This window comes from Aeromonas sp. sif2416, from assembly GCF_019218665.1.
GTDB classification, from domain to species: Bacteria; Pseudomonadota; Gammaproteobacteria; order Enterobacterales; family Aeromonadaceae; genus Aeromonas; species Aeromonas encheleia.
In genome coordinates this window covers 1-22,742 of the sequence record NZ_JAHUXC010000007.1, presented here as the reverse complement: position 1 = coordinate 22,742, position 22,742 = coordinate 1, and the positions used below count along the sequence as shown (strand labels likewise).

Below are 22,742 nucleotides of genomic sequence, written 5' to 3'. Positions count from 1 at the left end.
GCAAGGCCCCCTTTTGAAGGAAGGAGGCGCCATGATGACGCTCTTGCTGACCACGCTCGCGCTCGCCCCCCTGAGGTGCGAGCTGTCGGTGCAGGCCGAAAGCCGGGTGAACGAGCCGCTGCCCCTGGTGATGACCCTGACCAACCAGGGGGAGGGGCCCATCGAGGTGTTGAGCTGGTTCACCCCGTTCGAGGGATGGTTCGCCGATGCCATCGATCTCACCCTGGCGGATCGGCCGGTGGCCTACAGGGGGCCGCTCGCCAAGCGGGGCAACCCCGGCGCCGACGACTTCTTCATCCTGGGTGCCGGCCAGCAGAGCCGGGCGGATGTGGAGCTGACCCAGGTCTACGACCTGTCACGTCCCGGAGTCTATCACCTCAGCTACCGCGCCCAGCCACTGACCCTGACCCAGGGGGTGGCGCCGAGCTGCCCCGCCATCAGCTTTAGCCGTATCGCCGCGCCCTAGGCGGCGCTGCGCCCGGCATCGGTGTTCAGCAGCCCCACTGCGCGGGCGGCGACCGCCAGATAATGGGGCGAGCGCGCCCGCTCCCGCCAGCAGCAGTGCACCAGCTTGATCACATGATCGTCCAGGCTGACCAGCGCCCGCGGCAGCACCAGCTCCCAATCCAGCCCTGTGGTATCCGGCCAGCGCTGAGCGTGCAGCGCCGGCGCCCCGACCGTGATGTAGGCGGCGGCCACCCCCTGCCACATCAGCGTTTGCCAGGGGGCTTGCAGCGCCTCTGGCAGGTGGCGCGCGACTATGGCAGCGGCCCGGCTGCCGGTCATCAGGTGCAGCACTGTGAAGTTGCGGGTCTGCCAGTAGAGGGGCAGGGCGGCCTCGGCCAGCTGCGCCAGCACATCTTGCCCGTCATCGAGGCTGCGTGGCAGCGAGCCTGGCCAGCGCGGATCCGCCGCCACCTGCCGCAGGCGCGCGGTGATCCACTCTCCCTGCCAGCGCGAACCCTCCCAGTGGGCCGACAGCCCGGCCAGCAGGCGGGTGACGTCCCGGCAGGGCGCCCCTTCCCCGGCAGGCAGGATCAGGGCCTTGCACTGCCAGGCGGCCAGCGCCGCCGCCTGCTCTCCCAGATGGCCATTTTCCAGGGCGCAGGCGAAGCGGATGAGGGGGTGAAAGGCGCCCCCCGCGGGTGAGCAGCGCCGCGCCAGCAGGGCCTCGAAGCTGGGCAACCAGCCCTCTTTGGCGAAGCGGAGCACCAGCTGCTGGCGCAGCTCCACGAACAGGGTCTCCGCTTCTTCGCCCTGATTGTTCACCCTGGCCGGCAGGGCCTGGGTGGTCTGCCAATGGGTGAAGAAGTGCTGCAACTGTTGGGGACTGGCCCCCATCTCGTGCAGGGCGTGCAGCGCCATGGGGCAGTGGTTGGTGGTGTCCCGGCCATTGAGGGCGAAGGTCTGGTTGGCATCGAGCAGGGCATGCAGATAATCCATAATCGTTTGACTCCTTTTGTGAGGGGAGACAGGATTGTGCAAGTTAAAGCTAACTTGAGGTCAAGGATGAAGATGCAGCGCAAGTGGTTGGCCATAGGCCAGATAGTCAAACGCTCAGGTGTCAATGCCAGCGCCCTGCGCTTCTACGAGCAGCGGGGCTTGCTGGTCAGCGTGCGCAGCGACGGCGGGCGGCGCCTCTATCCGCAGGATGCCCTGCGTCGCATCGCCTTCATCCGGGTGGCGCAGGGGATGGGGTTGAGCCTGGGCGAGATTGGCGAGGCGCTCGCCGGGCTGCCCGATGGCCGCACCCCGGATCGCGGCGACTGGGAGCGGATCGCCGGTCAGTGGCAGGGGCTGCTGGATCGGCGCATCGAGGCCCTGTTGCAGATGAAGCGCAAGCTCACCTCCTGCATCGGCTGCGGTTGCCTGTCACTCGATCGCTGCGCCCTCTACAACCCTGCCGATCAGGCCGCCGGGCAGGGCGCCGGCCCCCGTTATCTACTGGGGGATGTGCCGCCATCCGGCGAGTGATCAGAAGATGATAAACATGAACGCTGGCTCGGCATCTGGTGCGCCGAGGCCCCCGTACTTGCCCATCCCTATTTGTTGACCCATCCCCTCGCCATCTTCGTTAGTCATTATCTTGCTTAATATCGCCATATTTCATGGTTCGATAACGGCACCCCCCGCGTTATGTTTTGTCCATGCCGTCAACACCGCATCAATATCGGGTTATTACGATGGCGTCGGGAGCCCTGAATAATAATCACATGGCTTCATCCTATTATCCTTGGCAAGAAGTTGGATGCTCATAAATATAACGAGGTAAATAATGAAACATTTGCGATCCCTGTTTTTATTGGCCGCGCTTCCCCTGGCCGTAATGACTTCGGCCGAGGCCCAATCCAGTCTTGCCTCTATCCAGAGTGCCGGGGTGATCAAGATAGGCACCGAAGGCGCATACCCTCCGTTCACCTATCACGACAAGAGCGGCAAGCTGGTGGGCTTTGATGTGGAGATCGGCGAACTGATCGCCAGCGGTCTCGGGGTCAAGCCGGACTTCGTCGAAGGCAAGTGGGATGGGCTCATCGCCGGGGTGGATGCCAGGCGCTACGACCTGGTGCTGAACGAGGTGGCCATCACCCCGGAGCGGCTGAAAAAATATGATTTTTCAGATCCTTATATCACCTCCAAGGCGGTGGTGGTGGTGCACAGCGACAACAGCAGCATCAACAGCTTCGCGGATCTGAAGGGCAAGAAATCCTCCCAGTCCCTGACCAGCAACTTCGCCCAACTGGCGAAGACATCGGGGGCCGAGGTGGTGACCACCGAGGGCTTCAACCAGTCGCTGGAGCTGGTGCTGAGCGGGCGGGTGGATGCCACCATCAACGACAGTCTCTCCTACCTGGACTTCAAGAAACAGAAGCCGGATGCCAAGTTGAAGGTGGCGGCAACCGAGACGAAGGGGGATCAATCGGCCGTGCTGCTCGCCAAGGGACAACCGGAATTGCTGGCCGCCATCAATCAGACGCTGCGCACCGCCAAGCAAGACGGCAGCTATCAAAAGATATCGCTGAAATATTTTGGCACTGACGTCTCGCAATAATATCGCGGCAACATAATAACAATCGAGGAAATTAACGTGCCAGCCTGGTTGCAGTTAATGATCGACTCTTTTTGGCCCCTGCTCAGCGCGGGGCTTATTTTTACCGTGCCACTGACGCTGATCACCTTCGTGCTGGGAATATTGCTTGGATTTCTGGTGGCACTGGCAAGGCTGTATGGCCCGGCCCCCCTGATTGCGCTGGTCCGCTTCTATGTCTGGCTCATTCGGGGCACTCCGCTGCTGGTGCAGCTGTTCCTTATCTTCTACGGCTTGCCGAGCGCCGGCATAGTGCTGGATGCCTTCACCGCCGCGGTCATCGGTTTTACCCTCAACATCGGCGCCTACAGCTCGGAGATCATCCGCGCCACCCTGGCGGCGATCCCGAAAGGGCAGTGGGAGGCGGCCCACGCCATCGGCATGAACTGGCCCCAGGTGATGTGGCGGGTGATACTGCCACAGGCCGCGCGCATCGCGGTGCCACCGCTCTCCAACACCTTCATCTCGCTGGTCAAGGACACCTCGCTGGCGGCGGCGGTGACGGTGCCCGAGCTGTTCCAGGCCGCCCAGCGGCTCGCCTCCGTCACCTATGAGCCGCTCATCCTCTACACCGAGACGGCCATCATCTACCTGCTGTTCAGCTCGGTGCTCTCCACCCTGCAAGACTGGCTGGAGCGCAAGTTGACCCACAAAGAGACCCGGGAGGTCGTCACATGATCCGGTTGAGTGGTATCGAGAAGCAATTTGGCGGCCAGCGGGTGCTGAAGGGGGTCGGTCTCGCGCTGGCGGCGGGCAGCGTCACCGCGCTGATCGGTCCCTCCGGCAGCGGCAAGAGTACCCTGCTGCGCTGCGTGAATCTGCTGGAGCGGCCGGATGCGGGGCGACTGGTGCTGGGGGGGATCGAACTCGACTTCTCCCATCACCTGCCGCGCCAGAGCGTGCTGAGCCTGCGCCAGCAGACCGGCATGGTGTTCCAGAACTTCCAGCTGTTTCCGCACATGACGGTGCTGGAGAACGTGATCGAAGGCCTGGTGACGGTGCTGAAGTGGCCGAAGGCCAAGGCGGTGGCGCGTGGTGTGCTGTTGCTCGACAAGGTGGGGCTCAGCCACAAGGCCGAGGCTGTGCCCGCCACCCTCTCCGGTGGCCAGCAGCAGCGGGTCGCTATCGCGCGGGCACTGGCCCAGTCACCCAAGGTGCTGCTCTGTGACGAGCCTACCTCGGCACTGGATCCCGAACTCGCGTTGGAGGTGGTGGCCGTGCTGCGCCAGCTGGCCCGCGAAGGCACCACAATGCTGATCGCCACCCATGATCTGCGCCTGGCGGCCCAGATAGCGCAGCAGGTGATCTTCCTCGAGGCGGGGGAGATAGTGGAGGCGGGCAGCGCGCGCCAGATGTTCACCACCCCCAGGCGGGCACGCACCTTCGAATACATCTCCACCCTGACCGAGCGGTTGCCGGAGAATTGGAGCATCTAGCGGCCGTCGTGGTGAACGGGTGGTTAGCCACCCAAAAAAACAGCCCCGCAGATGCGGGGCTGTTTTCCTGGGGGAGGTGAACCTTGGATGGCAGATTAAACGGCCAAGTAGTCCATGATCCCCTCGGCGGCCTTGCGGCCCTCGTAGATGGCGGTCACCACCAGATCCGAGCCGCGCACCGCATCGCCACCGGCGAACACCTTGGGGTTGCTGGTCTGGAAGGCATAATCCGCTTTCTCTTGGGCCTTGATGCGATCTCGGTTGTCGAGCTCGATGCCGTATTCCGCCATCCAGGGCTGGGGGTTGGGCTGGAAGCCGAACGCCATCACCACCGCATCGGCGGCCAGCACCCGCTCGGAGCCTTCGATCACCACCGGATTGCGACGGCCGTTGGCATCGGGGGCGGCGAGCTCGGTGCTCACCACCTTGATGCCGCAGGTGCGGCCCTGGGCATCGAGCTCCACGCCGATGGGCTGCAGGTTGAACATAAATTCCACCCCTTCCTCGTGGGCGTTCTTCACCTCCCGCTTGGAGCCCGGCATGTTCTCGGCATCGCGACGGTAGGCGCAGATCACCTTGTCCGCACCCTGACGGATGGCGGTGCGCACGCAGTCCATGGCGGTATCGCCACCGCCGAGCACCACCACCTGCTTGCCGGCGAAGTCGATGTAATCGGCCTGTGCCTTCTCGAAGCCCAACAGTCGGTTGGCGTTGGAGATGAGGTAGGGCAGGGCGTCATACACGCCGGGCGCCGTCTCATTCTCGAAGCCGCCCTTCATGTACTTGTAGGTGCCGACCCCGAGGAAGACGGCATCGAACTCACCGAGCAGATCGGCGAAGGTGACATCCCGGCCCACCTCGGTCTCGAGGCGGAACTCGATCCCCATGCCCTCGAAGATCTCGCGCCGGCGCTGCATCACCTCTTTTTCCAGCTTGAAGGAGGGGATGCCGAAGGTCAGCAGGCCGCCGATCTCCGGATACTTGTCGAACACCACGGCGCTGACACCGCTGCGTGCCAGCACGTCGGCGCAGGCGAGCCCGGCCGGGCCGGCGCCGATAACGGCGACCCGCTTGCCGGTCTTCACCACCTTGGAGAGATCCGGGCGCCAGCCCATCTCGAACGCCTTGTCGGTGATGTATTTCTCGATGTTGCCTATGGTGACGGCGCCGAATCTGTCGTTGAGGGTGCAGGCACCCTCACACAGCCGATCCTGCGGGCAGACCCGTCCGCACACCTCCGGCAGGCTGTTGGTCTGGTGGGAGAGCTCCACCGCCTCCAGGATGCGCCCCTCGTTGGCCAGCTTCAGCCAGTTGGGGATGTAGTTGTGCACCGGGCACTTCCACTCGCAATAGGGGTTGCCGCAGTCGAGGCAACGATCCGCCTGCATGCCGACCTGGGCCTGGTTGAAGGGCTCGTAGATCTCCACGAACTGGATCTTGCGGATCTTTAGCGGTTTCTTCGGCGGGTCGACCCGCTGGACATCGATAAACTGGAATACGTTCTGGCTCATAGGGTTCCCTCCTTATTGCGCCTGGATTCTGAGTTCTGCACTAGAGCGGCTGGTGTGGCCAAGCAGGGACTTGACGTCGCTGGACTTGGGCTTGATCAGCCTGAACTTGGGCACATAGGAGTCGAAGTTGGCCAGTATCTCCTCGGCGCGCGAGCTGCCTGTCTCGTTCAGGTGCGCCGTGATGATGCCGCGCAGGTGCTCCTGATGGATGGCGAGATCCGCCACGTCCAGCAGTTCCACCAGCTCGGGGTTGGTGCGCTTGGCAAAGTTGCCGCACTCGTCCAGCACGTAGGCGAAACCACCTGTCATGCCCGCCGCGAAGTTGACGCCCGTGGTGCCGAGTATGGTGACTATGCCGCCTGTCATGTATTCACAGCCGTTGTCGCCTATCCCCTCGACCACCGCCAGGGCGCCGGAGTTGCGCACCGCGAAGCGCTCGCCCGCGGTACCTGCGGCGTAGAGCTTGCCGCCGGTGGCGCCGTAGAGGCAGGTGTTGCCGATGATGGCCGCCTCGTGGGACTTGAACGCCACGCCGACGTGGGGTTTGACCACCAGCTTGCCGCCTGTCATGCCCTTGCCCACATAGTCGTTGGCGTCGCCGGTGAGTATCATCTCGAGGCCACCGGCGTTCCAGACGCCGAAGCTCTGGCCCGCGGTGCCGTTGAAGTGGACCCGAACCGGATCGGACGCCATGCCCTGGTTGCCGTGGCGCTTGACGATCTCGCCAGACAGGCGCGCCCCCACCGAGCGGTCGGTGTTGCGAATGTCGTAGCGGAATTCACCGCCCGACTTGTGCTCGACCGCCTCCAGCAGGTCTTCCACCATCTTGAGGTTGAGCGGCCCCTTGTCGAAGGTCGGGTTGTGCTGCTGGCTGAACAGGCTGGAGCCTGCCGGTGCCACCGGGCTCGCCAGGATGCCGGAGAGATCCAGCTTGGCCTGACGGGCGGTGAGGCCGGGCAGGGCCTCCAGCAGATCGGTGCGACCGATCAGATCCGTCAGCTGGGTCACCCCCAGCTGGGCCATCAGCTCGCGGGTCTCCTCTGCGATGAACTTGAAGTAGTTCATCACCATCTCCGGCAGGCCGGTGAAGTGCTCGCGGCGCAGCTTCTCATCCTGGGTCGCGACGCCGGTGGCGCAGTTGTTCAGGTGACAGATACGCAGGTATTTGCAGCCGAGCGCCACCATGGGGCCGGTACCGAAGCCGAAGCTCTCGGCGCCGAGGATGGCCGCCTTGATGATGTCGAGGCCGGTCTTGAGGCCGCCGTCCACCTGCAGCCGCACCTTGTGGCGCAGGCCGTTGGCCACCAGGGCCTGTTGGGTCTCGGCCAGGCCCAGCTCCCAGGGGGAGCCGGCGTATTTGACCGAGCTGAGCGGGCTGGCGCCGGTGCCGCCGTCATAACCGGAGACGGTGATGAAGTCGGCATAGGCCTTGGCCACGCCACAGGCGATGGTACCGACGCCGGGCTCGGACACCAGCTTGACCGACACCAGGCAGTCCGGGTTGATCTGCTTGATGTCGAAGATGAGCTGGGCCAGATCCTCGATGGAGTAGATGTCGTGGTGCGGCGGCGGCGAGATCAGGGTCACGCCGGGCACCGAGTAACGCAGCTTGGCTATCTGGGCGGTGACCTTGTCACCGGGCAGCTGGCCACCCTCGCCGGGCTTGGCGCCCTGGGCCACCTTGATCTGCACCACGTCCGCATTCATCAGGTAGTGGGGGGTGACGCCGAAGCGCCCAGATGCCACCTGCTTGATGCGCGAATTCTTCTCGGTACCGAAACGCTTGGGATCTTCGCCACCCTCGCCCGAGTTGCTCTTGCCGCCGAGCCGGTTCATGGCCACCGCCAGCGCCTCGTGGGCCTCAGGCCCCAGCGCGCCTATGGACATGGCGGCGGAGTCGAAGCGGGGGAACAGCTTGGCCGCAGGCTCGACTTGATCCAGCGCGACCGGGTTGTCGACCTTCTTCAGCGCGAGCAGATCGCGCAGGGTGGCCACCGGCCGCTCGTTCACCAGGCGGGCGTACTCCTTGTAATCGGCGTAGTTGCCGGAGCGCACCGCCACTTGCAGGGTCTGCACCACGTCCGGGTTGTAGGTGTGATACTCGCCGCCGTGGACGAACTTGAGCAGGCCGCCCTGAGTGAGCTCCTTGCGCGCCAACCAGGCCTGGCGGGCCAGGTTGACCTGATCCTGCTGGATGTCGCCAAAGTCACTGCCCTGGATACGGCTGGCGACGCCGCGGAAGCACAGCTCGACCACGGATTGGGAGAGACCCACCGCCTCGAACAGCTGGGAGCAGCGGTAGCTCGCCACAGTGCTGATGCCCATCTTGGACATCACCTTGTAGAGGCCCTTGTTGATGCCGTTGCGGTAGTTGAGCATGGCCTGGCGCAGGCTCATCTTGAGCACGCCTTCCTCGACCTGCTTGGCGATGGTCTCGTAGGCCAGATAGGGGTAGATGGCGGTGGCGCCAAAGCCCAGCAGCACCGAGAAGTGGTGCGGGTCGCGCACGCTGGCGGTCTCCACCAGTATGTTGGCGTCGCAGCGCAGGTTGTTGTCCACCAGGGTGCGTTGCACCGCGCCCACCGCCATGGCGGCGGGGATGGGCAGGGTATCGGCACTGACGTCCCGATCCGACAGGATCAGCAACACTGTACCGGCCTGGGCGGTGGCCTTGGCCTCCTCACAGACGCGGTTGAGCGCAGCTTCCAACCCCTCTTCGGGCTGGTAGTTGAGGCTCAGCACCGCATGACGGTAGTGTTCCCCCTCCAGCGCCAGCAGCTGATGGAAGTCGGAGTAGAGCAGGATCGGCGACTGGAACAGCACCCGGTGGGCGTGGCCGAAGGTCTCGTTGAACACGTTCTGCTCGCGGCCGATACAGGTGGCCAGCGACATGACGTGATTTTCCCGCAGCGGATCGATGGGCGGGTTGGTGACCTGGGCGAACATCTGGCGGAAGTAGTCATACAGGGTGCGCTGGCTGGAGGAGAGCACCGCCATCGGGGTGTCATCCCCCATGGAGCCCACCGCCTCCTGGCCGTTCTCGCCGAGCACGCGGATGATCTGATCCAGCTCCTCGTAGGAGTAGCCGAACAGTTTTTGATAGGTCTTGAGTTGATCGTCCGAGAACTCGCGGGCGCCGGTACTGGCGTCATCCATCTGCTCGAACGGCACCAGCCGTTTGCAGTGCTTGTCCATCCACTGCTTGTAGGTGTGACGGCTCTTGAGATCGTCATCGATCTCGAAGCTGGTCCACACCTTGCCGTTGCTGGTATCCACCACGAACAGCTCGCCCGGGCCGACCCGGCCCTTCTCCAGCACCTCGTCCGGGGTGTAGTCCCAGGTGCCGACCTCGGAGGCGAGGGTGATGAACTTGTCCTTGGTGATGACGTAGCGGGCCGGGCGCAGGCCGTTACGGTCCAACGCACAGGTGGCGTAGCGGCCATCGGTCATGACGATGCCGGCCGGGCCATCCCAGGGCTCCATGTGCATGGAGTTGAAGTCATAGAAGGCGCGCAGATCGTCATCCATATTCGGGTGCTTCTGCCATGCGGGCGGGATCAGCAGGCGCATGGCGCGGAACAGGTCCATGCCACCGGCCAGGAACAGGTCCAGCATGTTGTCGAGGCTGGAGGAGTCGGAGCCGGTGGTGTTGACGAAGGGGGCCGCCTCTTGCAAGTCAGGGATCAGCGGGGTGGCGAACTTGTAGCTGCGCGCCTTGGCCCACTGGCGGTTGCCGGCGATGGTGTTGATCTCGCCGTTGTGGGCGAGATAACGGAAGGGTTGCGCCAAGGGCCAGCGCGGGCTGGTATTGGTGGAGAAGCGCTGGTGGAACACGCAGATGGCGGCCTGCATGCGGATGTCGGCGAGATCCAGATAGAAGCGCGGCAAATCCACCGGCATGCACAGCCCTTTATAGACGGTGACCAGGTTGGAGAGGCTGACCACATAGAAGTAGTCGTCGCTGATGCGCTTCTCGATGCGGCGGCGCACTATATAGAGGCGGCGCTCGAGATCCTTGTCGACCCAGCCTGGCGGCGCGTTGACAAAGACCTGTTCGATGCTGGGCAGGGAGGCCTTGGCGATGGGACCGAGCACATTGGTATCGATGGGCACCTTGCGCCAACCGACCAGACTCAAGGTCTCTCTTTCCAGCTCCTCGTCGATGATGTCGCGGGTCTGCTGGGCCAGGACGGGGTCCGGGTTCAGGAACAGCATGCCGACCGCATAGTTGCGGCCCAGGTGCCATCCCTTCTCCTCGGCGACAGCCCGATAGAAGCTGTCCGGTTTTTGCAGCAGCAGGCCGCAGCCGTCGCCGGTCTTGCCATCGGCGGAGATGCCGCCGCGGTGCTGCATGCGAGCCAAGGCTGACATCGCGAGACGGACAAGTTTGTGGCTGGCTTCCCCTTCCATGTGGGCCAACAGGCCGAAGCCACAGTTATCCCTCTCCAGCTTTGGATCATATAGTGACATTGCATTTCTCCCTTGCTCGGCCTTCCATCGCACTGTCATCAACAGATTGCATAAATTGCGATTGGCTCTTGTGGTTCCGTCCGCCTGAGGTGGCGAATCTCCAAACTAATGGGATTTTCAGGCAAGGTCAATTACACATCCCGGCTGTTTGCAATGTTACATCGTCATAACAAAATGTTGGTTTTAGAGTGTCGAGGGGGATTTATCTCAATAAAAATCTTAATATCTTATATTTTGTGGTTTTTTGTGCTGATAACTTTGGCTTTAGTGGTCGACTGCATCGTGCCGGTGAACTGTAGTAATCTTACCAACCCTGGGTCATGAGGTCTGGCAGGGATCACATTTCGGCATTCTTCATCTTGCATTTATCTCCATGCGGGCTATTGAAGAAATTTCAATGTCTTACATATAGTTATGAGATCCATCTTGGCTTTTCTCTCATCATGCATGTCGACGTAATGGTTTCCAAAAGTACCCTGAACCCCCAGTTGGCGGATACTTATTCGGTATATGATGAATATTTATATGTTTTTGGTTCCCGGCTTCGCTTGATCCAGCTCAGCCTCCCGACTGGCTCCCGCCCGTACAATGGCGCCCCTTTAGCGGAGGTGTCATGCAGTTACACGAACTCGTCAATACATTCGGCCAGGATCTCAAGCAGCGGCACGGCCAGAAGATCCACAAACTCTCCATTCACGGCGCCTTCACCTGCCCGAATAGAGACGGCACCCTGGGGCGCGGTGGCTGCACCTTCTGCAACGTCTCTTCCTTCGCCGACGAGTCGGCCCAGCAGCTCTCCGTGGTGCAGCAACTGCTGGCCCGCCGGGACGAGGTCACCCGGGCCAAACGCTACCTCGCCTATTTTCAGGCCTATACCAGCACCTATGCCGAGGTGGAATACCTGCAGCGCATGTATGAGGAGGCGTTGTCGGTCAGCGACATGGTAGGGATCTGCGTCGGCACCCGCCCCGACTGCGTGCCGGATGCGGTGCTGGATCTGCTGGCCGGTTACCAGGCTCGAGGCTATGAGGTGTGGTTGGAGCTGGGCTTGCAGAGCGCCAGTGACAAGACGTTGCAGCGCATCAACCGGGGCCATGGCTACGCCGCCTATGCCGATGCGGTCCAGCGGGCCCATAGCCGTGGCATCAAGGTCTGTGCCCATCTGATCGTCGGCCTGCCGGGGGAGGTCCCCATGGACAGCCTGGACACCTTGCATCGCATCGTAGAAACGGGGGTGGAGGGGATCAAACTGCATCCGCTCCATGTAGTGGAAGGCAGCACCCTCGGCAAGGCCTGGCAGGCGGGGCGCCTCGAGGTGTTGACGCTGGAGCAGTATGTGGAGGCGGCGGTCGCCATGATCCAGCACACGCCGCCCGAGGTGGTCTATCACCGCATCTCGGCCTCGGCCCGTCGTCCGACCCTGTTGGCACCGGTCTGGTGTGAAAACCGCTGGACGGCGATGGCCGGCATTGCCAGCGAATTGGCCCGCTCTGGAGCCCAGGGATCTCGCCTTGGCAGACCCTTCTCGCTCGCCGGCGTTAATGAGTTGTCACTCTAATTTCATTAAAAAAACAGGGGGTTATTAGATGAAATTCAGTCTTTGCAGTATAGTTTCATTCAAGTCGCCTTGATATGATGGTCGGCTTGAAAAAGATATTGTCATCAATAATTTTATTTCCTAACCGGACAGAGGTTCTTGCACTTGATGTCGCATTCTCATCGTCATCGGGCGCCGAGCATGGACCATCGCTGCCCGGCTTGATGGTATTTGGGTCTGGCGATGACGAGTGACGTCATTGCCCTGTGCGCTAATTTGGTTGTCGGCTTTCGGTGACGGGATCCCTGCTCTGTTATTCAAGAGGTTGTCGGCATAATCAGGATGGCGATATTTCCCCGCGACAACCGTCTCAATCATGTTTTGACAGGATGCTATGCAAGCAGAAACTAGCCGTATCGATGAGCTATTGGAATGTCTGGTCTTCTTGACCCGCTTTTATGGCGTGCCCAACAGTCAGGATGCCCTGACCACGGGATTGCCATTGGTATCCGGTCGCCTGAGTACCGCGCTCTTCTCCCGCGCCGCCGAGCGTGGCGGCCTCTCTGCCCGTGAAGTGATCCAGCCACTCGAGAACATCTCCTCCTTGCTGCTGCCTTGCGTGCTGCAGACCCACAACGGCGGCGCCTGCATCCTGCTGGAGTGGAATGAGGACAGGACCCAGGGCAGGGTGGTCTTTCCCCAGGCCGGCGATGCGGCCCAGTGGGTCAGCCTGGCCCAGCTGGGGGACGAATACAATGGCCGGTTGTTCTTCGTCAAGAAGCAGTTCAAGTTCGATGAGCGCTCCCCCAAGGTGCTGGAGACCCGTGACGGTCACTGGTTCTGGAGCACCCTGTTCGAATCCCGGGGCATCTACCGGGATGTGCTGATCGCCTCCATCCTCATCAACCTGTTTGCGGTGGCCAGCCCCCTGTTCACCATGAACGTCTACGACAAGATAGTGCCCAACCTGGCGTTCGAGTCGCTCTGGGTGCTGGCGGTGGGCGCCATGGTGGTGTTTACCTTCGACTTCGTGATGCGCCAGCTGCGCAGCTACTTCATCGACATCGCCGGCAAGAAATCCGATGTGCTGCTGTCGGCCAAGATCTTCGCCAAGGTGATGGGGATGAAGATGGAGTCCCGTCCCGCCTCGACGGGGGCCTTCGCCAAGCATCTGCAGGAGTTTGAATCGGTGCGGGAGTTCTTTACCTCGGCCACCGTATCTACCCTGATTGACCTGCCCTTTGCGATCTTCTTCCTGTTCATCATCTGGCTCTTCGCCGGTGTCATGGTGGTGGTGCCCATCGTCGCCATGCTGATCCTGGTGGCGTACAGCTTCTATATTCAGGAGCCGCTCAAACAGTCCATCGAGGAGGGCTCCCGCCTTGCCTCCCAGAAGAACGCCAACCTGATCGAGAGCATCTCCGGCCTTGAGACCGTCAAGATCTTCGGTGCCGAGAGCATGTTCCAGCATCGCTGGGAGCAGGCGGTGTCCCACATCTCCACCTGGGGTGTGCAGACCCGCCGCATCACCAACTCCATGTCGTCTCTGGCGAGCTACATCCAGCAGGTGGTGACCGTGGGCCTGGTCATCGTCGGGGTCTACCAGATCTCGGAAGGACTGGTGACCATGGGGGGCATGATCGCCGCGGTCATGCTGTCGAGCCGGGCCATCGCGCCCATGGTGCAACTCTCCGTCCTCTCCACCCGCTACAACCAGGCCAAGTCTGCCCTGGATATCCTGGAGAAGATCATGATGACGCCGGGTGAGCAGGAAGAGGGCAAACAATACATCCATCACCCCGTTATCTTGGGCCGCATCGAGTTCGAGAACGTCTCCTTCAAATATCCGGGCATGGAAAGCAGCACGCTGCACAACATCAATCTGCGTATCGAGCCGGGTGAGAAGGTCGCCATCATAGGCCGGATCGGGGCGGGCAAGACCACGCTGGAGAAGCTGTTGATGGGGCTGTATCGCCCAACTGATGGCCTGGTGCGGCTCGATGGCTTCGAGCTGGATCAGCTGCCGCCGGCGGCCATCCGCCGCAACATCGGCTGTGTGCCGCAGGATGTGACCCTGTTCTTTGGCTCGGTGCGAGACAACATCATGCTCGGCAACCCGCTGGTGGACGACATGCGCGTCTTGCGGGCGGCCAAGCGTGCCGGGGTGACCAATTTTACCAACCGGGATCCCAATGGCCTGGACAGACAGATCGGTGAGGGCGGACGCCAGCTCTCCGGTGGCCAGCGTCAGGCGATCCTGCTGGCCCGTGCCCTGCTCAACGATCCCCCCATACTGGTGATGGACGAGCCGACCTCCAATATGGATAACCAGTCGGAGATGCACGTGAAACAGGAACTGGCACGGCTGGGGCCGGAGACCACCCTGATCCTCATCACCCACAAGACTTCCATGCTGGACGTCGCCTCCCGGGTCATCGTCGTGGAGCAGGGACAGATAGTGGCCGATGGGCCCAAAGACGTGGTATTGCAACAACTGAAGGAAGGCAAGGTGCGAATGCAGGAGACGGCCAATGCCTAAAAACTGGTTCAAGAAAACGGCACCAGACGCTGTTCTGCCAGAGCATCTCGAGTATGTCGACGATGGCGCCGCCGCCGTTCTGCTGACCACGCCGACCCGGGCCAGGGCACTGCTGTGGTCCTGCTTCCTGTTCTTCATGAGTGCCATCATCTGGGCCGCCTGGGCGGAGCTGGATGAGGTCACCATAGGTCAGGGCAAGGTGATCCCGTCACGCCAGCTGCAGGTGATCCAGAACCTGGAAGGGGGGATCGTCAAGGAGATCTTCGTCAGGGAGGGGGACATAGTCGAGAAGGGGCAACCGCTGCTGCGCATCGATGACACCCGCTTCAAGTCTGACTTTCGCGAGCGTGAACAGGAGCTGGTGATCCTCAAGGGCGACATCGCCCGTCTGCGTGCCGAGATCAAGAGCGTGGTGGTCAAAAGCGAACCCAATCTCGGCTGGCGTGAGCAGGTGGTCATCGATAAGAAGCCCATCGTCTTCCCCGACGGGTTCGAGAACGTCTTCGCCGAATATGTGACGCGTGAGAAATCGGTCCAGGATGAGCGGCTCAATAACCTGAACAACCAGCTCTATATCCTCGGCCAGCAGATCGAGCAGAAAGAGCAGGAAACCATAGAGCTCAATGCCAAGATAAGAACGGTGGCGCGCAGCGTGGATCTGGCTCGCCAGGAGTTGAACATCAGCCGCCCCCTCGCCAAGGAGGGGATAGTGCCTCAGGTTGAACTGATCAAGCTGGAGCGACAGGTCAACGAGATGCAGGGGGAGCTTGAGGCCAATCGCCTGCTCATCCCCAAACTCAACTCGGTGCTGCGGGAGACCATTTCCAAGCGCAACGATATCGCGCTGAAGTTCCGCGCCGATTCACAGACCGATCTCAACGAGCGGCAAGGAAAACTAAGCCAGCTGTCCGAGGGGCAGGTCGGGCTGCGAGACAGGGTCGATCGGACCAGCGTGATTGCGCCGCTCAAGGGCACCATCAAGAAGCTCAAGATCAATACCCTGGGTGGGGTTGTCCAGCCTGGTATGGATCTGATGGAGATAGTGCCGCTGGAAGATACCCTGCTGGTGGAAGCCAAGGTCTCGCCCAAGGATATCGCCTTCCTGCGACCTGGGCTGGAGGCCGTAGTCAAGATAACCGCTTATGATTTCACCGTTTATGGAGGCTTACATGGCAAGGTCGAACAGATAAGTGCCGACTCGATCCAGGATGAAGAGGGCAACTCCTTCTATCTGGTCCGGGTCCGCACCGAGAAGAGTTACTTGGGGGATGAGCTTAACGCACTTCCCATCATCCCCGGTATGTTAGCCAGTGCAGATATTATTACTGGTAAAAAAAGTGTCCTAGACTATTTGCTAAAGCCCATCCTGCGGGCTAAGCAGTCGGCACTGAGAGAACGATAAGCCAACAATCTAAAAACAACATGACTGGAGATAACATGAAGAAGACGATTGTTGCCATGCTGGTTAGTGGCGCAGCACTGTTTCCGAGCCTGAGCCAGGCTCAAACACTGGAACAGTCAGTGGCACAGTCACTGGCTACCCATCCGAAAATCAAGGAAGCTTTTGATCTCTATCAGGCGCGACTGTACCAGCACGATGGAGCCAAGGGCGGCTACTACCCCACCATCGATCTGCGGGGTGGCGTCGGTTATGAAAAGACCGATAGCCCCTCGACCCGTGCTGCGGGTAACAACTCACAGACCATCGATGATTCAATGACCCGCAAAGAGGCCGGGATCAGCCTGCGCCAGATGTTGTTTGACGGCTTCGATGTCAGCAGCAATGTAGCCCGGACCGATGCCGCAGCCAATGCCCAGCGTTTGGCCATGATCTCCGAAGCGGAGAACACCGCACTGCGTACGGCCGAGGTGTATCTCAACATGTTGCGTCAGCAGGAGATCCTGGAGCTGTCCAAGCAGAACCTGGAAACCCACGAGCAGATCCGCAGCGACATCCAGAAACGGACTGATTCAGGTCTCGGTTCTACCGCCGACCAGACTCAGATCGATGGTCGTGTCGCACGCGCCTACTCCAACCAGGCCGCGGCCGAGAACAACTATCGGGATGCCGAGAGTGAGTTCATCCGGGTTGTGAATGAAGTGCCCAAGGATCTGGTGCAGCCGGCGCCCAATACCCAGATGATCCCTGCCAGCCTGGAGGATGCACTGAAGACGGCCACCGAGGTACATCCGACCCTGCTCTCTTCCCTGCAGGACATCGAAGAGGCCAAGTACCAGCATGAAGGCTCCAAGTCCGGTTTCTATCCGAACGTGGCCTTCGAAGTGGATCAGAACTGGAATGAGGACATAGATGCGGTCAAGGGCCGTAACGATGACCTGACCGCCATGGTCCGGATGCGTTACAACCTGTTCCGTGGCGGCTCCGATCTGGCCGAAAGCAAGGCCACCTCGGCACTCTACTCTCAGGCAAAAGACATCCACCTGAATGCCTTCCGCCAGGTGGAAGAGGGTACTCGCCTGGCTTGGAACGCCAAGGAGTCACTGGCCAAGCAGAAAGTCTTCCTGAAAGAGCACGTGGACGCCAGCTATGACACAGTGCAGGCGTACAAGAAGCAGTTCGGTCTGGGCCAACGGACCTTGCTGGACGTGCTGAACACGGAGAACGAACTGTTCGAGGCTCGCCGCAGCTACATCACGGCCGAGTATGACTCCCTGCTGGCGGATTACCGCATCCTCAATGCCATGGGGGGGCTGCTCAATGCCATGAACGTGCAGCAGCCGGCCGACTGGCAGGCCAACAACAACTGATGGCGATCGCGCTGACGTGATGTCGAAGCGAGGAATGACTGCAGCTTGCTGCAGTCATTCCTTTCCGCTTTCAGTTTTCAACAGATAACAATCATGAATGCCGCAGGGGAATGATGTGACATTGTGGTGGAAGGCAAGCGCGTGTGAGATGCCCTGGCCGGCTTGGTGCATCTGCCCATCCCTGCGTTGGCTGCGCCATCTGCTGTGGTTGTGTCTGCTTTCGCTCCCCCTGCTGCTGTGTGCCAGCCAACCATTGTCATCCGACGATCTCAAACTGGTGCAAAGGGCGGAGCAAACTTACGGCGCCCGTGCAGGCAAACGGGTCACCAGCTGGCGAACGCTGGCCGTACAGAATCAGGCCGCCGGCCTGTCGGAGCGGCAGAAACTGGAGAAGGTGAACCAGTTTTTCAACCAGATGCGTTTCATCGATGATATCAAGCTGTGGCGCAAGAAAGATTACTGGGCGACCCCGCTGGAATTTCTGGGGGCCGCCGGTGGTGATTGTGAAGATTTCAGTATTTCCAAGTATTTTACGTTGCTGGAACTGGGCATTCCGGATGAAAAAATGCGAATGGTATATGTCAAGGCATTGGATTATAACCAGTTTCATATGGTTGTTGCCTATTATGAGACGCCCGCATCTGTCCCTCTGATCCTGGACAATCTCGTCGGTGCCATTCGCCCGGCCAGCCAGCGGGCGGATCTGATGCCTATTTACAGCTTTAACGGTAGTCACTTGTGGTTGATGAAGGCGCGTGGCCAAGGGGAACTGGCCGGACAGTCATCACGCTTGGGATTATGGACTGATTTACGCAATCGCATGACTTCAGGGCGATTGGCTCGGCCTGTGGTGAATTTGGATGATTAACCTATGACGCTCTACAGACAATTACTGGCAACCATGTTGTTACTGTTCGGGTTGCTGTTTGCTGCCACCTACTGGGTGCAGTTCAATTCGACTCGCAACTATCTGGCACAGCAGCAGGAAACTACCGTCATCAATACCTCCACCGCACTGGGTCTGGCGCTGACGCCTTATCTGGAGAACGGGGACAAGGTGAGTGCCGAATCCGTCATCAAGGCCGTGTTCGACGGCGGCTACTACAAGCTGGTGCGGCTGGATCTGCTGGCGTCCAAGGATGTCATCGAACTCGAGAACAGCAGCGATATCCAGGGAGTGCCGCAGTGGTTCATCGAACTGGGTCTGTTTCCTGAGGTATCCAATGAATCTATTCTGACCTCGGGCTGGCTGCAGCTGGGCAAGCTGAAGATCGTGGGTCACCCGGGGCAAGCCTATTACGAACTCTGGAAGGGGATGAGCGAGCTGGCGACCTGGTTCCTGGTCGGATTCCTGCTCACCACCATCCTGCTGATGCGGGCGCTCAACTACCTGCTCAAGCCGCTCAAACTTATCTGCGATCAGGCGGTCGAGATAGAGCTGCACCATTTCGGGCATGCGATCCCCGAGCCAAAAAGCCGTGAACTGAAGCAGGTGGTGCAGGCCATCAATACCCTCTCCAGCAAGTTGGCGCTGCAGTTCAAGGAGCAGGCTGACGAGGCCGAGAACCTACGAGCACGGGTCTATGTGGATGCCGTCTCCGGGCTCGGTAACCGCTCCTATTTCGTCGGCCAGGTCAATGCCTGGATCGCCGAGGCTGGTCAGGGTGGCGTCATGCTGGTGGCCGTCGACATGCTGGATGATCTGTACCGTGAAGAGGGCTTTGCCGCGCGGGACAACATGGTCAAGTCCATCGCCCAGGTTCTGAAAGAGTTGCTGAAGGGTTGGGATGGGGCGGCGCTGGCCCGTATCTCGGCCACCGAGTATGCCTTGCTCTGCCCGACCGATGATCTGTCGCAACTCAAGGATCTGGCGGAGCTTATCAATAACCGCATCGCCGATCTGGTCGTCAATCCCATGGGTGAGGCGGGAGCGCTCTCCGTGATCGGCATCGCCGGTCGTGATGGTGATGACGATCTTTCCGCTCTGTTGACCAAGGCTGACAATGCGCTTGGCAAAGCACGCAACGAGCGGCGCGGCGCCGTCGTCATGGAAGGGGGGGCGGATCAAGGGCTGATGGGACGTCTGGCCTGGCGTGACCTGGTACAGGACGCGATCGCCCGGAACCTGTGGCGTTTCAAGGCGCAGCCAGCCTGCCGCTTCGACAACGGGGTGCGTCTGCACGCCGAGTTGTTCGCCTCGATTTCCCGTGATGGAACCGACTACTTTGCCGGCCAGTTCCTGCCTGCCATCGAGCAGTTCAAGCTGGGTGGCGAATTCGATCAGGCGGTGCTGGAGGCATGTGCCCCACTGCTCAGGCAGCAACCCGATCTGGTGCTGGCCGTCAACATCACGGCAGGCTCCCTCTGCTCCGATGAATTCCTGGCGTGGCTGAGGGGGTATCTGGGTCTGCATGCCGAGTTGAAAGAACACTTGCTGTTCGAAATTCCCGAGGCCGCCATCATGAAACACAAGGAGCAGGTGACCGCCCTGGTGAATGTGCTGCAGGAGCATGGCTTCCAGTGGGGGGTCGATCACTACGGTCGCCACTTCCAGTCCCTCGGTTATCTGGAGGAGCTGTCACCCGCCTATGTCAAGGTGGACCATGGCTATACCAGCCAAGTCATGGAGCCGGGTGCCGACACTTCCTTCTTGGCGGCCGTCTGCCGTGCCGCACACAATGCGGGCGTCACCACCATTGCCACCCGTGTGGAAGATCAGCAGCAGGTTGAAGTGCTTTCCAAACTGCACATCGACGGTTATCAGGGCTTCGTCCATCCGGCGTTCCCGCTGTCATAAGCGGTGTATCGTTCCCCAAAAGGCCCCAATGCGGGCCTTTTTTTATACCCGTTTAGAATAAGTCTGGCCATTTCCCTACAGCACATCAATGCGAGATCCAAAAGAGGCCTTGTTAATTTATTGATTTGGTTGTGTAAAAAAACATTGTTCGATTCGCTGCATCGGATGGAGCTGAACAGATTCAATGTTGTACTTTTTTGCAACTGAAACGTACCGGGGACCTATCTAAGGTGTATCCATCAAGATCTGTCACTCTGGAGCAATGGATATGCGCACCCAAATCATCGACAAAACCGTCGTCGTCTCTTCCGTGGAAGGCAATGTTCAGATTCTGCTTGCCGATGGCAGCAGCCGTCCTCTCCAGCCTGGCGAGATATTACAACCGGGCGCCAAGCTCAATATTGCCGACGATGCGAAATTGATGTTGGCACCCTACGATGACAACCCCGGGCAGGCCGCAGCCGCCCCCGCCGAGACAGATATACCGGCCGAAGGGCAACCCTCATCATCGGCCGAGAACAGCAACCTCCCTCCAGAAATTGCGGCCTTGCAACAATCCATTCTGCAAGGGGTTGACCCGACCAAGAGCTTCGAGGCTTCAGCTGCGGGTGGCGCTCCTGCCGCCGGTGGTGGCGGCGGTGGCATTGGCGGGGTCGCCGGGGCCAGCGGTAACGGTGGTTTCGTGACGATCGAGCGGATCGGTGATGCGACCATAGCCGCCGCCGGGTTTGATACCGGCCACGATGCCCTGACGGTGCAGGATCTGCTGCAGGAAGATGATCTCCTGCCTGAGAGTGAGCTGGACGATCAGGATGAATCAGCCACCACCCCGGAAGAGCAGGCCATCAGTGGTGATCTTCTGACCAACAGCACCAACCCGGACGGTCCTCTTGACGCCTCGATCGTTTCCTATAGCTGGGGCAACAGCATCGGCATTCAGGCTGGCGTCGCGACAACCCTGGATGGGATCGGTACATTAATCATCAATGCCGACGGATCCTACACCTTTACCCCGGCCCTCAACTATACGGGCCCGGTGCCTCCTGCCAATTACATAGTGACGGATGGTGCTGGGACGGATCCCTCGACCCTGACTATCACCATCACCCCGGTGGATGAGCCCGTGTCCCTGGGGGGGTTGCAAGCCGACGGTGGTGAACTTGTCCTGAATGAAGCCTCTTTGGTGGATGGCAGTGCCCCCAACGCAGCGATCCTGACTCAGGGTGGTGTTTTTACCTTCAATGCGGCGGACGGTGTCCAGAGCCTGACGCTGGGTGGCGTCACGCTTATCAGCAATGGTCAGGTCATCAGCGGTTTCCCGCAGGCGATCCCCAGCCCTCTGGGCAATCAGTTGCTGGTCACTGGCATCAGCTACAACCCCGTGACCGGGGTTGGCAGTGTCACCTATGACTATACCCTGAGCGATAACGAGGCTCACACTCAACCTGCTACTGATCCCGCTTTGACCGAAAGTTTCAATGTTGTGTTGACGGACAGCGATGGTGACAGCACCAGCGGCAGCCTGGACGCTGTGATCCTGGACGATGTCCCGACGGCCAACAACGACGCGGGCGGCATCACCACCGAGGATGTGGCCGGCAGCCTGAACGGCAACGTGCTGGGCAACGACACCGTGGGTGCCGACACCCCGGCGGTCTTTGTGGGCTGGAGTGCGAGCGGGCATGACAACGGTGCGGCCCTGGCCGGGCTGAACACCTATGGCGCGCTGGTCCAAAATGGCGACGGCAGCTGGACCTATGTGCTGGACAACAGCAAGGCGGCGACCCAGGCACTGACGGCGGGCTCCAACCTGAGCTACGACGTCTGGTACACGATGAAGGATGCGGACGGGGATGAGAGCATCGCCAAGCTGACCATCAACATCAAGGGGGCGGATGACAGCTCCAGCGTGGTGACGGCGGCGACGACGGGTCCGGATCACCTGGTGTACGAATCTGGCCTCAATCCGAATGGCTCTGATGCGGCGGCCAACAGCGAGACGGTGGGTGGCAGCTTCACGGTGTCGGCCACGGACGGCATCCTGACGGTGGTGATAGGGGGGACCAGCTACACCCTGGCCCAGGTGCAAGGGTTCAACGGCAGCCAGACGGTCAATACCGGCGAAGGGGTGCTGACGCTGCTGAGTTACGTGGGCACGGCCAGTGGTGGGACGGTGAACTACAGCTACACCCTGAGTGCGACCATCGACAACGACAGCAAGCTGGGGGCGACGCCCACCGGGTTTGACGACAGCATCACCATCGGGGTGAACGGGGTGGGTGGCACCAGTGCCAGTGACCAGCTGATAGTGCGCATCGTTGACGATACGCCGACGGCCAACAACGACGCGGGCGGTACCACCACCGAGGATGTGGCCGGCAGCCTGAGTGGCAACGTGCTGGGCAACGACACCGTGGGTGCCGACACCCCGGCGGTCTTTGTGGGCTGGAGTGCGAGCGGGCATGACAACAGTGCTGCGGTTGCTGCACTGGGCAGCTACGGTACCTTCACCCAAAATCCGACCACCGGCGCCTGGACCTATGTGCTGGACAACAGCAAGGCGGCGACCCAGGCGCTGACGGCGGGCTCCAACCTGAG

15 protein-coding genes are annotated in these 22,742 nt (G+C 60.8%); 12 read left to right on the top strand and 3 right to left on the bottom strand.

Translation table 11 applies throughout. The features are described 5' to 3' along the window. Nucleotides 1-31 precede the first annotated feature (31 nt). On the top strand, nucleotides 32-466 hold the full coding sequence (locus tag KW821_RS13925; protein WP_218291871.1) for a protease: 435 nt from the start codon (nucleotides 32-34) through the stop codon (nucleotides 464-466). On the opposite strand, the gene KW821_RS13920 is transcribed toward KW821_RS13925, so the two are convergent. After that, nucleotides 463-1,443, bottom strand: coding sequence for a questin oxidase family protein (locus KW821_RS13920; protein WP_218291870.1), 981 nt, complete (start codon nucleotides 1,441-1,443; stop codon nucleotides 463-465). The two genes, KW821_RS13925 and KW821_RS13920, sit on opposite strands and share 4 nt — an antisense overlap. A 72-nt stretch (nucleotides 1,444-1,515) precedes the next feature. Here KW821_RS13920 and soxR point away from each other — a divergent pair, with 72 nt between their 5' ends. The 4 genes from soxR to KW821_RS13900 all read left to right on the top strand — a co-directional run bounded on the left by soxR (nucleotide 1,516) and on the right by KW821_RS13900 (nucleotide 4,521). Beyond that, nucleotides 1,516-1,974 carry a redox-sensitive transcriptional activator SoxR gene (soxR, locus tag KW821_RS13915; RefSeq protein WP_218291869.1) on the top strand — a complete coding sequence of 153 codons (459 nt, stop codon included), beginning with the start codon at nucleotides 1,516-1,518 and terminating at the stop codon, nucleotides 1,972-1,974. A 301-nt stretch (nucleotides 1,975-2,275) separates the two neighbouring features. Then, nucleotides 2,276-3,049, top strand: a complete 774-nt coding sequence (locus tag KW821_RS13910) for an amino acid ABC transporter substrate-binding protein (protein WP_218291868.1) — start codon at nucleotides 2,276-2,278, stop codon at nucleotides 3,047-3,049. Between the two features lie 57 nt (nucleotides 3,050-3,106). Next, complete coding sequence (locus tag KW821_RS13905; protein WP_218291867.1) at nucleotides 3,107-3,763, top strand: amino acid ABC transporter permease; 657 nt, start codon at nucleotides 3,107-3,109, stop codon at nucleotides 3,761-3,763. Continuing rightward, nucleotides 3,760-4,521, top strand: coding sequence for an amino acid ABC transporter ATP-binding protein (locus tag KW821_RS13900; RefSeq protein ID WP_218291866.1), 762 nt, complete (start codon nucleotides 3,760-3,762; stop codon nucleotides 4,519-4,521). Before KW821_RS13905 ends, KW821_RS13900 begins: the two co-directional genes overlap by 4 nt. A 95-nt stretch (nucleotides 4,522-4,616) precedes the next feature. Here KW821_RS13900 and KW821_RS13895 read toward each other — a convergent pair whose 3' ends face one another. Continuing rightward, nucleotides 4,617-6,032 (bottom strand): FAD-dependent oxidoreductase, encoded by a 1,416-nt coding sequence (locus KW821_RS13895; RefSeq protein WP_218291865.1) that lies wholly within the window; start codon nucleotides 6,030-6,032, stop codon nucleotides 4,617-4,619. Between the two features lie 12 nt (nucleotides 6,033-6,044). Continuing rightward, nucleotides 6,045-10,502 (bottom strand): glutamate synthase large subunit, encoded by a 4,458-nt coding sequence (gltB, locus tag KW821_RS13890; RefSeq protein ID WP_218291864.1) that lies wholly within the window; start codon nucleotides 10,500-10,502, stop codon nucleotides 6,045-6,047. Nucleotides 10,503-11,115: 613 nt separating this feature from the next. Here gltB and KW821_RS13885 point away from each other — a divergent pair. The 7 genes from KW821_RS13885 to KW821_RS13855 all read left to right on the top strand — a co-directional run. Beyond that, the gene (locus KW821_RS13885; protein ID WP_218291863.1) at nucleotides 11,116-12,060 is read left to right on the top strand and encodes a TIGR01212 family radical SAM protein; all 945 of its coding nucleotides are present in this window, start codon (nucleotides 11,116-11,118) and stop codon (nucleotides 12,058-12,060) included. Nucleotides 12,061-12,433: 373 nt separating this feature from the next. Beyond that, complete coding sequence (locus tag KW821_RS13880; RefSeq protein ID WP_218291862.1) at nucleotides 12,434-14,578, top strand: type I secretion system permease/ATPase; 2,145 nt, start codon at nucleotides 12,434-12,436, stop codon at nucleotides 14,576-14,578. After that, a complete protein-coding gene (locus KW821_RS13875; protein ID WP_042654725.1) occupies nucleotides 14,571-15,980 on the top strand; it encodes an HlyD family type I secretion periplasmic adaptor subunit in 1,410 nt (469 codons plus the stop codon). The genes KW821_RS13880 and KW821_RS13875 overlap by 8 nt, the downstream gene beginning before the upstream one ends. Before the next feature lie 35 nt (nucleotides 15,981-16,015). Then, entirely contained in the window at nucleotides 16,016-17,347 is a 1,332-nt protein-coding gene (locus KW821_RS13870) for a TolC family outer membrane protein (protein WP_042654726.1), read from the top strand. 148 nt (nucleotides 17,348-17,495) lie between these two features. Beyond that, nucleotides 17,496-18,215, top strand: a complete 720-nt coding sequence (locus tag KW821_RS13865; RefSeq protein WP_042654727.1) for a transglutaminase-like cysteine peptidase — start codon at nucleotides 17,496-17,498, stop codon at nucleotides 18,213-18,215. Between the two features lie 3 nt (nucleotides 18,216-18,218). Next, the gene (locus KW821_RS13860; protein WP_218291861.1) at nucleotides 18,219-20,144 is read left to right on the top strand and encodes an EAL domain-containing protein; all 1,926 of its coding nucleotides are present in this window, start codon (nucleotides 18,219-18,221) and stop codon (nucleotides 20,142-20,144) included. Nucleotides 20,145-20,412: 268 nt separating this feature from the next. Then, a partial coding sequence (locus tag KW821_RS13855) for a retention module-containing protein (protein WP_256353484.1) occupies nucleotides 20,413-22,742 on the top strand: 2,330 nt, incomplete at its 3' end.

Coding starts and splice junctions, on each gene's coding strand:
- KW821_RS13925 (WP_218291871.1), top strand. CDS start 32: ATGATGACGCTCTTGCTGACCACGCTCGCGCTCGCCCCCCTGAGGTGC.
- KW821_RS13920 (WP_218291870.1), bottom strand. CDS start 1,443: ATGGATTATCTGCATGCCCTGCTCGATGCCAACCAGACCTTCGCCCTC.
- soxR (WP_218291869.1), top strand. CDS start 1,516: ATGCAGCGCAAGTGGTTGGCCATAGGCCAGATAGTCAAACGCTCAGGT.
- KW821_RS13910 (WP_218291868.1), top strand. CDS start 2,276: ATGAAACATTTGCGATCCCTGTTTTTATTGGCCGCGCTTCCCCTGGCC.
- KW821_RS13905 (WP_218291867.1), top strand. CDS start 3,107: ATGATCGACTCTTTTTGGCCCCTGCTCAGCGCGGGGCTTATTTTTACC.
- KW821_RS13900 (WP_218291866.1), top strand. CDS start 3,760: ATGATCCGGTTGAGTGGTATCGAGAAGCAATTTGGCGGCCAGCGGGTG.
- KW821_RS13895 (WP_218291865.1), bottom strand. CDS start 6,032: ATGAGCCAGAACGTATTCCAGTTTATCGATGTCCAGCGGGTCGACCCG.
- gltB (WP_218291864.1), bottom strand. CDS start 10,502: ATGTCACTATATGATCCAAAGCTGGAGAGGGATAACTGTGGCTTCGGC.
- KW821_RS13885 (WP_218291863.1), top strand. CDS start 11,116: ATGCAGTTACACGAACTCGTCAATACATTCGGCCAGGATCTCAAGCAG.
- KW821_RS13880 (WP_218291862.1), top strand. CDS start 12,434: ATGCAAGCAGAAACTAGCCGTATCGATGAGCTATTGGAATGTCTGGTC.
- KW821_RS13875 (WP_042654725.1), top strand. CDS start 14,571: ATGCCTAAAAACTGGTTCAAGAAAACGGCACCAGACGCTGTTCTGCCA.
- KW821_RS13870 (WP_042654726.1), top strand. CDS start 16,016: ATGAAGAAGACGATTGTTGCCATGCTGGTTAGTGGCGCAGCACTGTTT.
- KW821_RS13865 (WP_042654727.1), top strand. CDS start 17,496: ATGCCCTGGCCGGCTTGGTGCATCTGCCCATCCCTGCGTTGGCTGCGC.
- KW821_RS13860 (WP_218291861.1), top strand. CDS start 18,219: ATGACGCTCTACAGACAATTACTGGCAACCATGTTGTTACTGTTCGGG.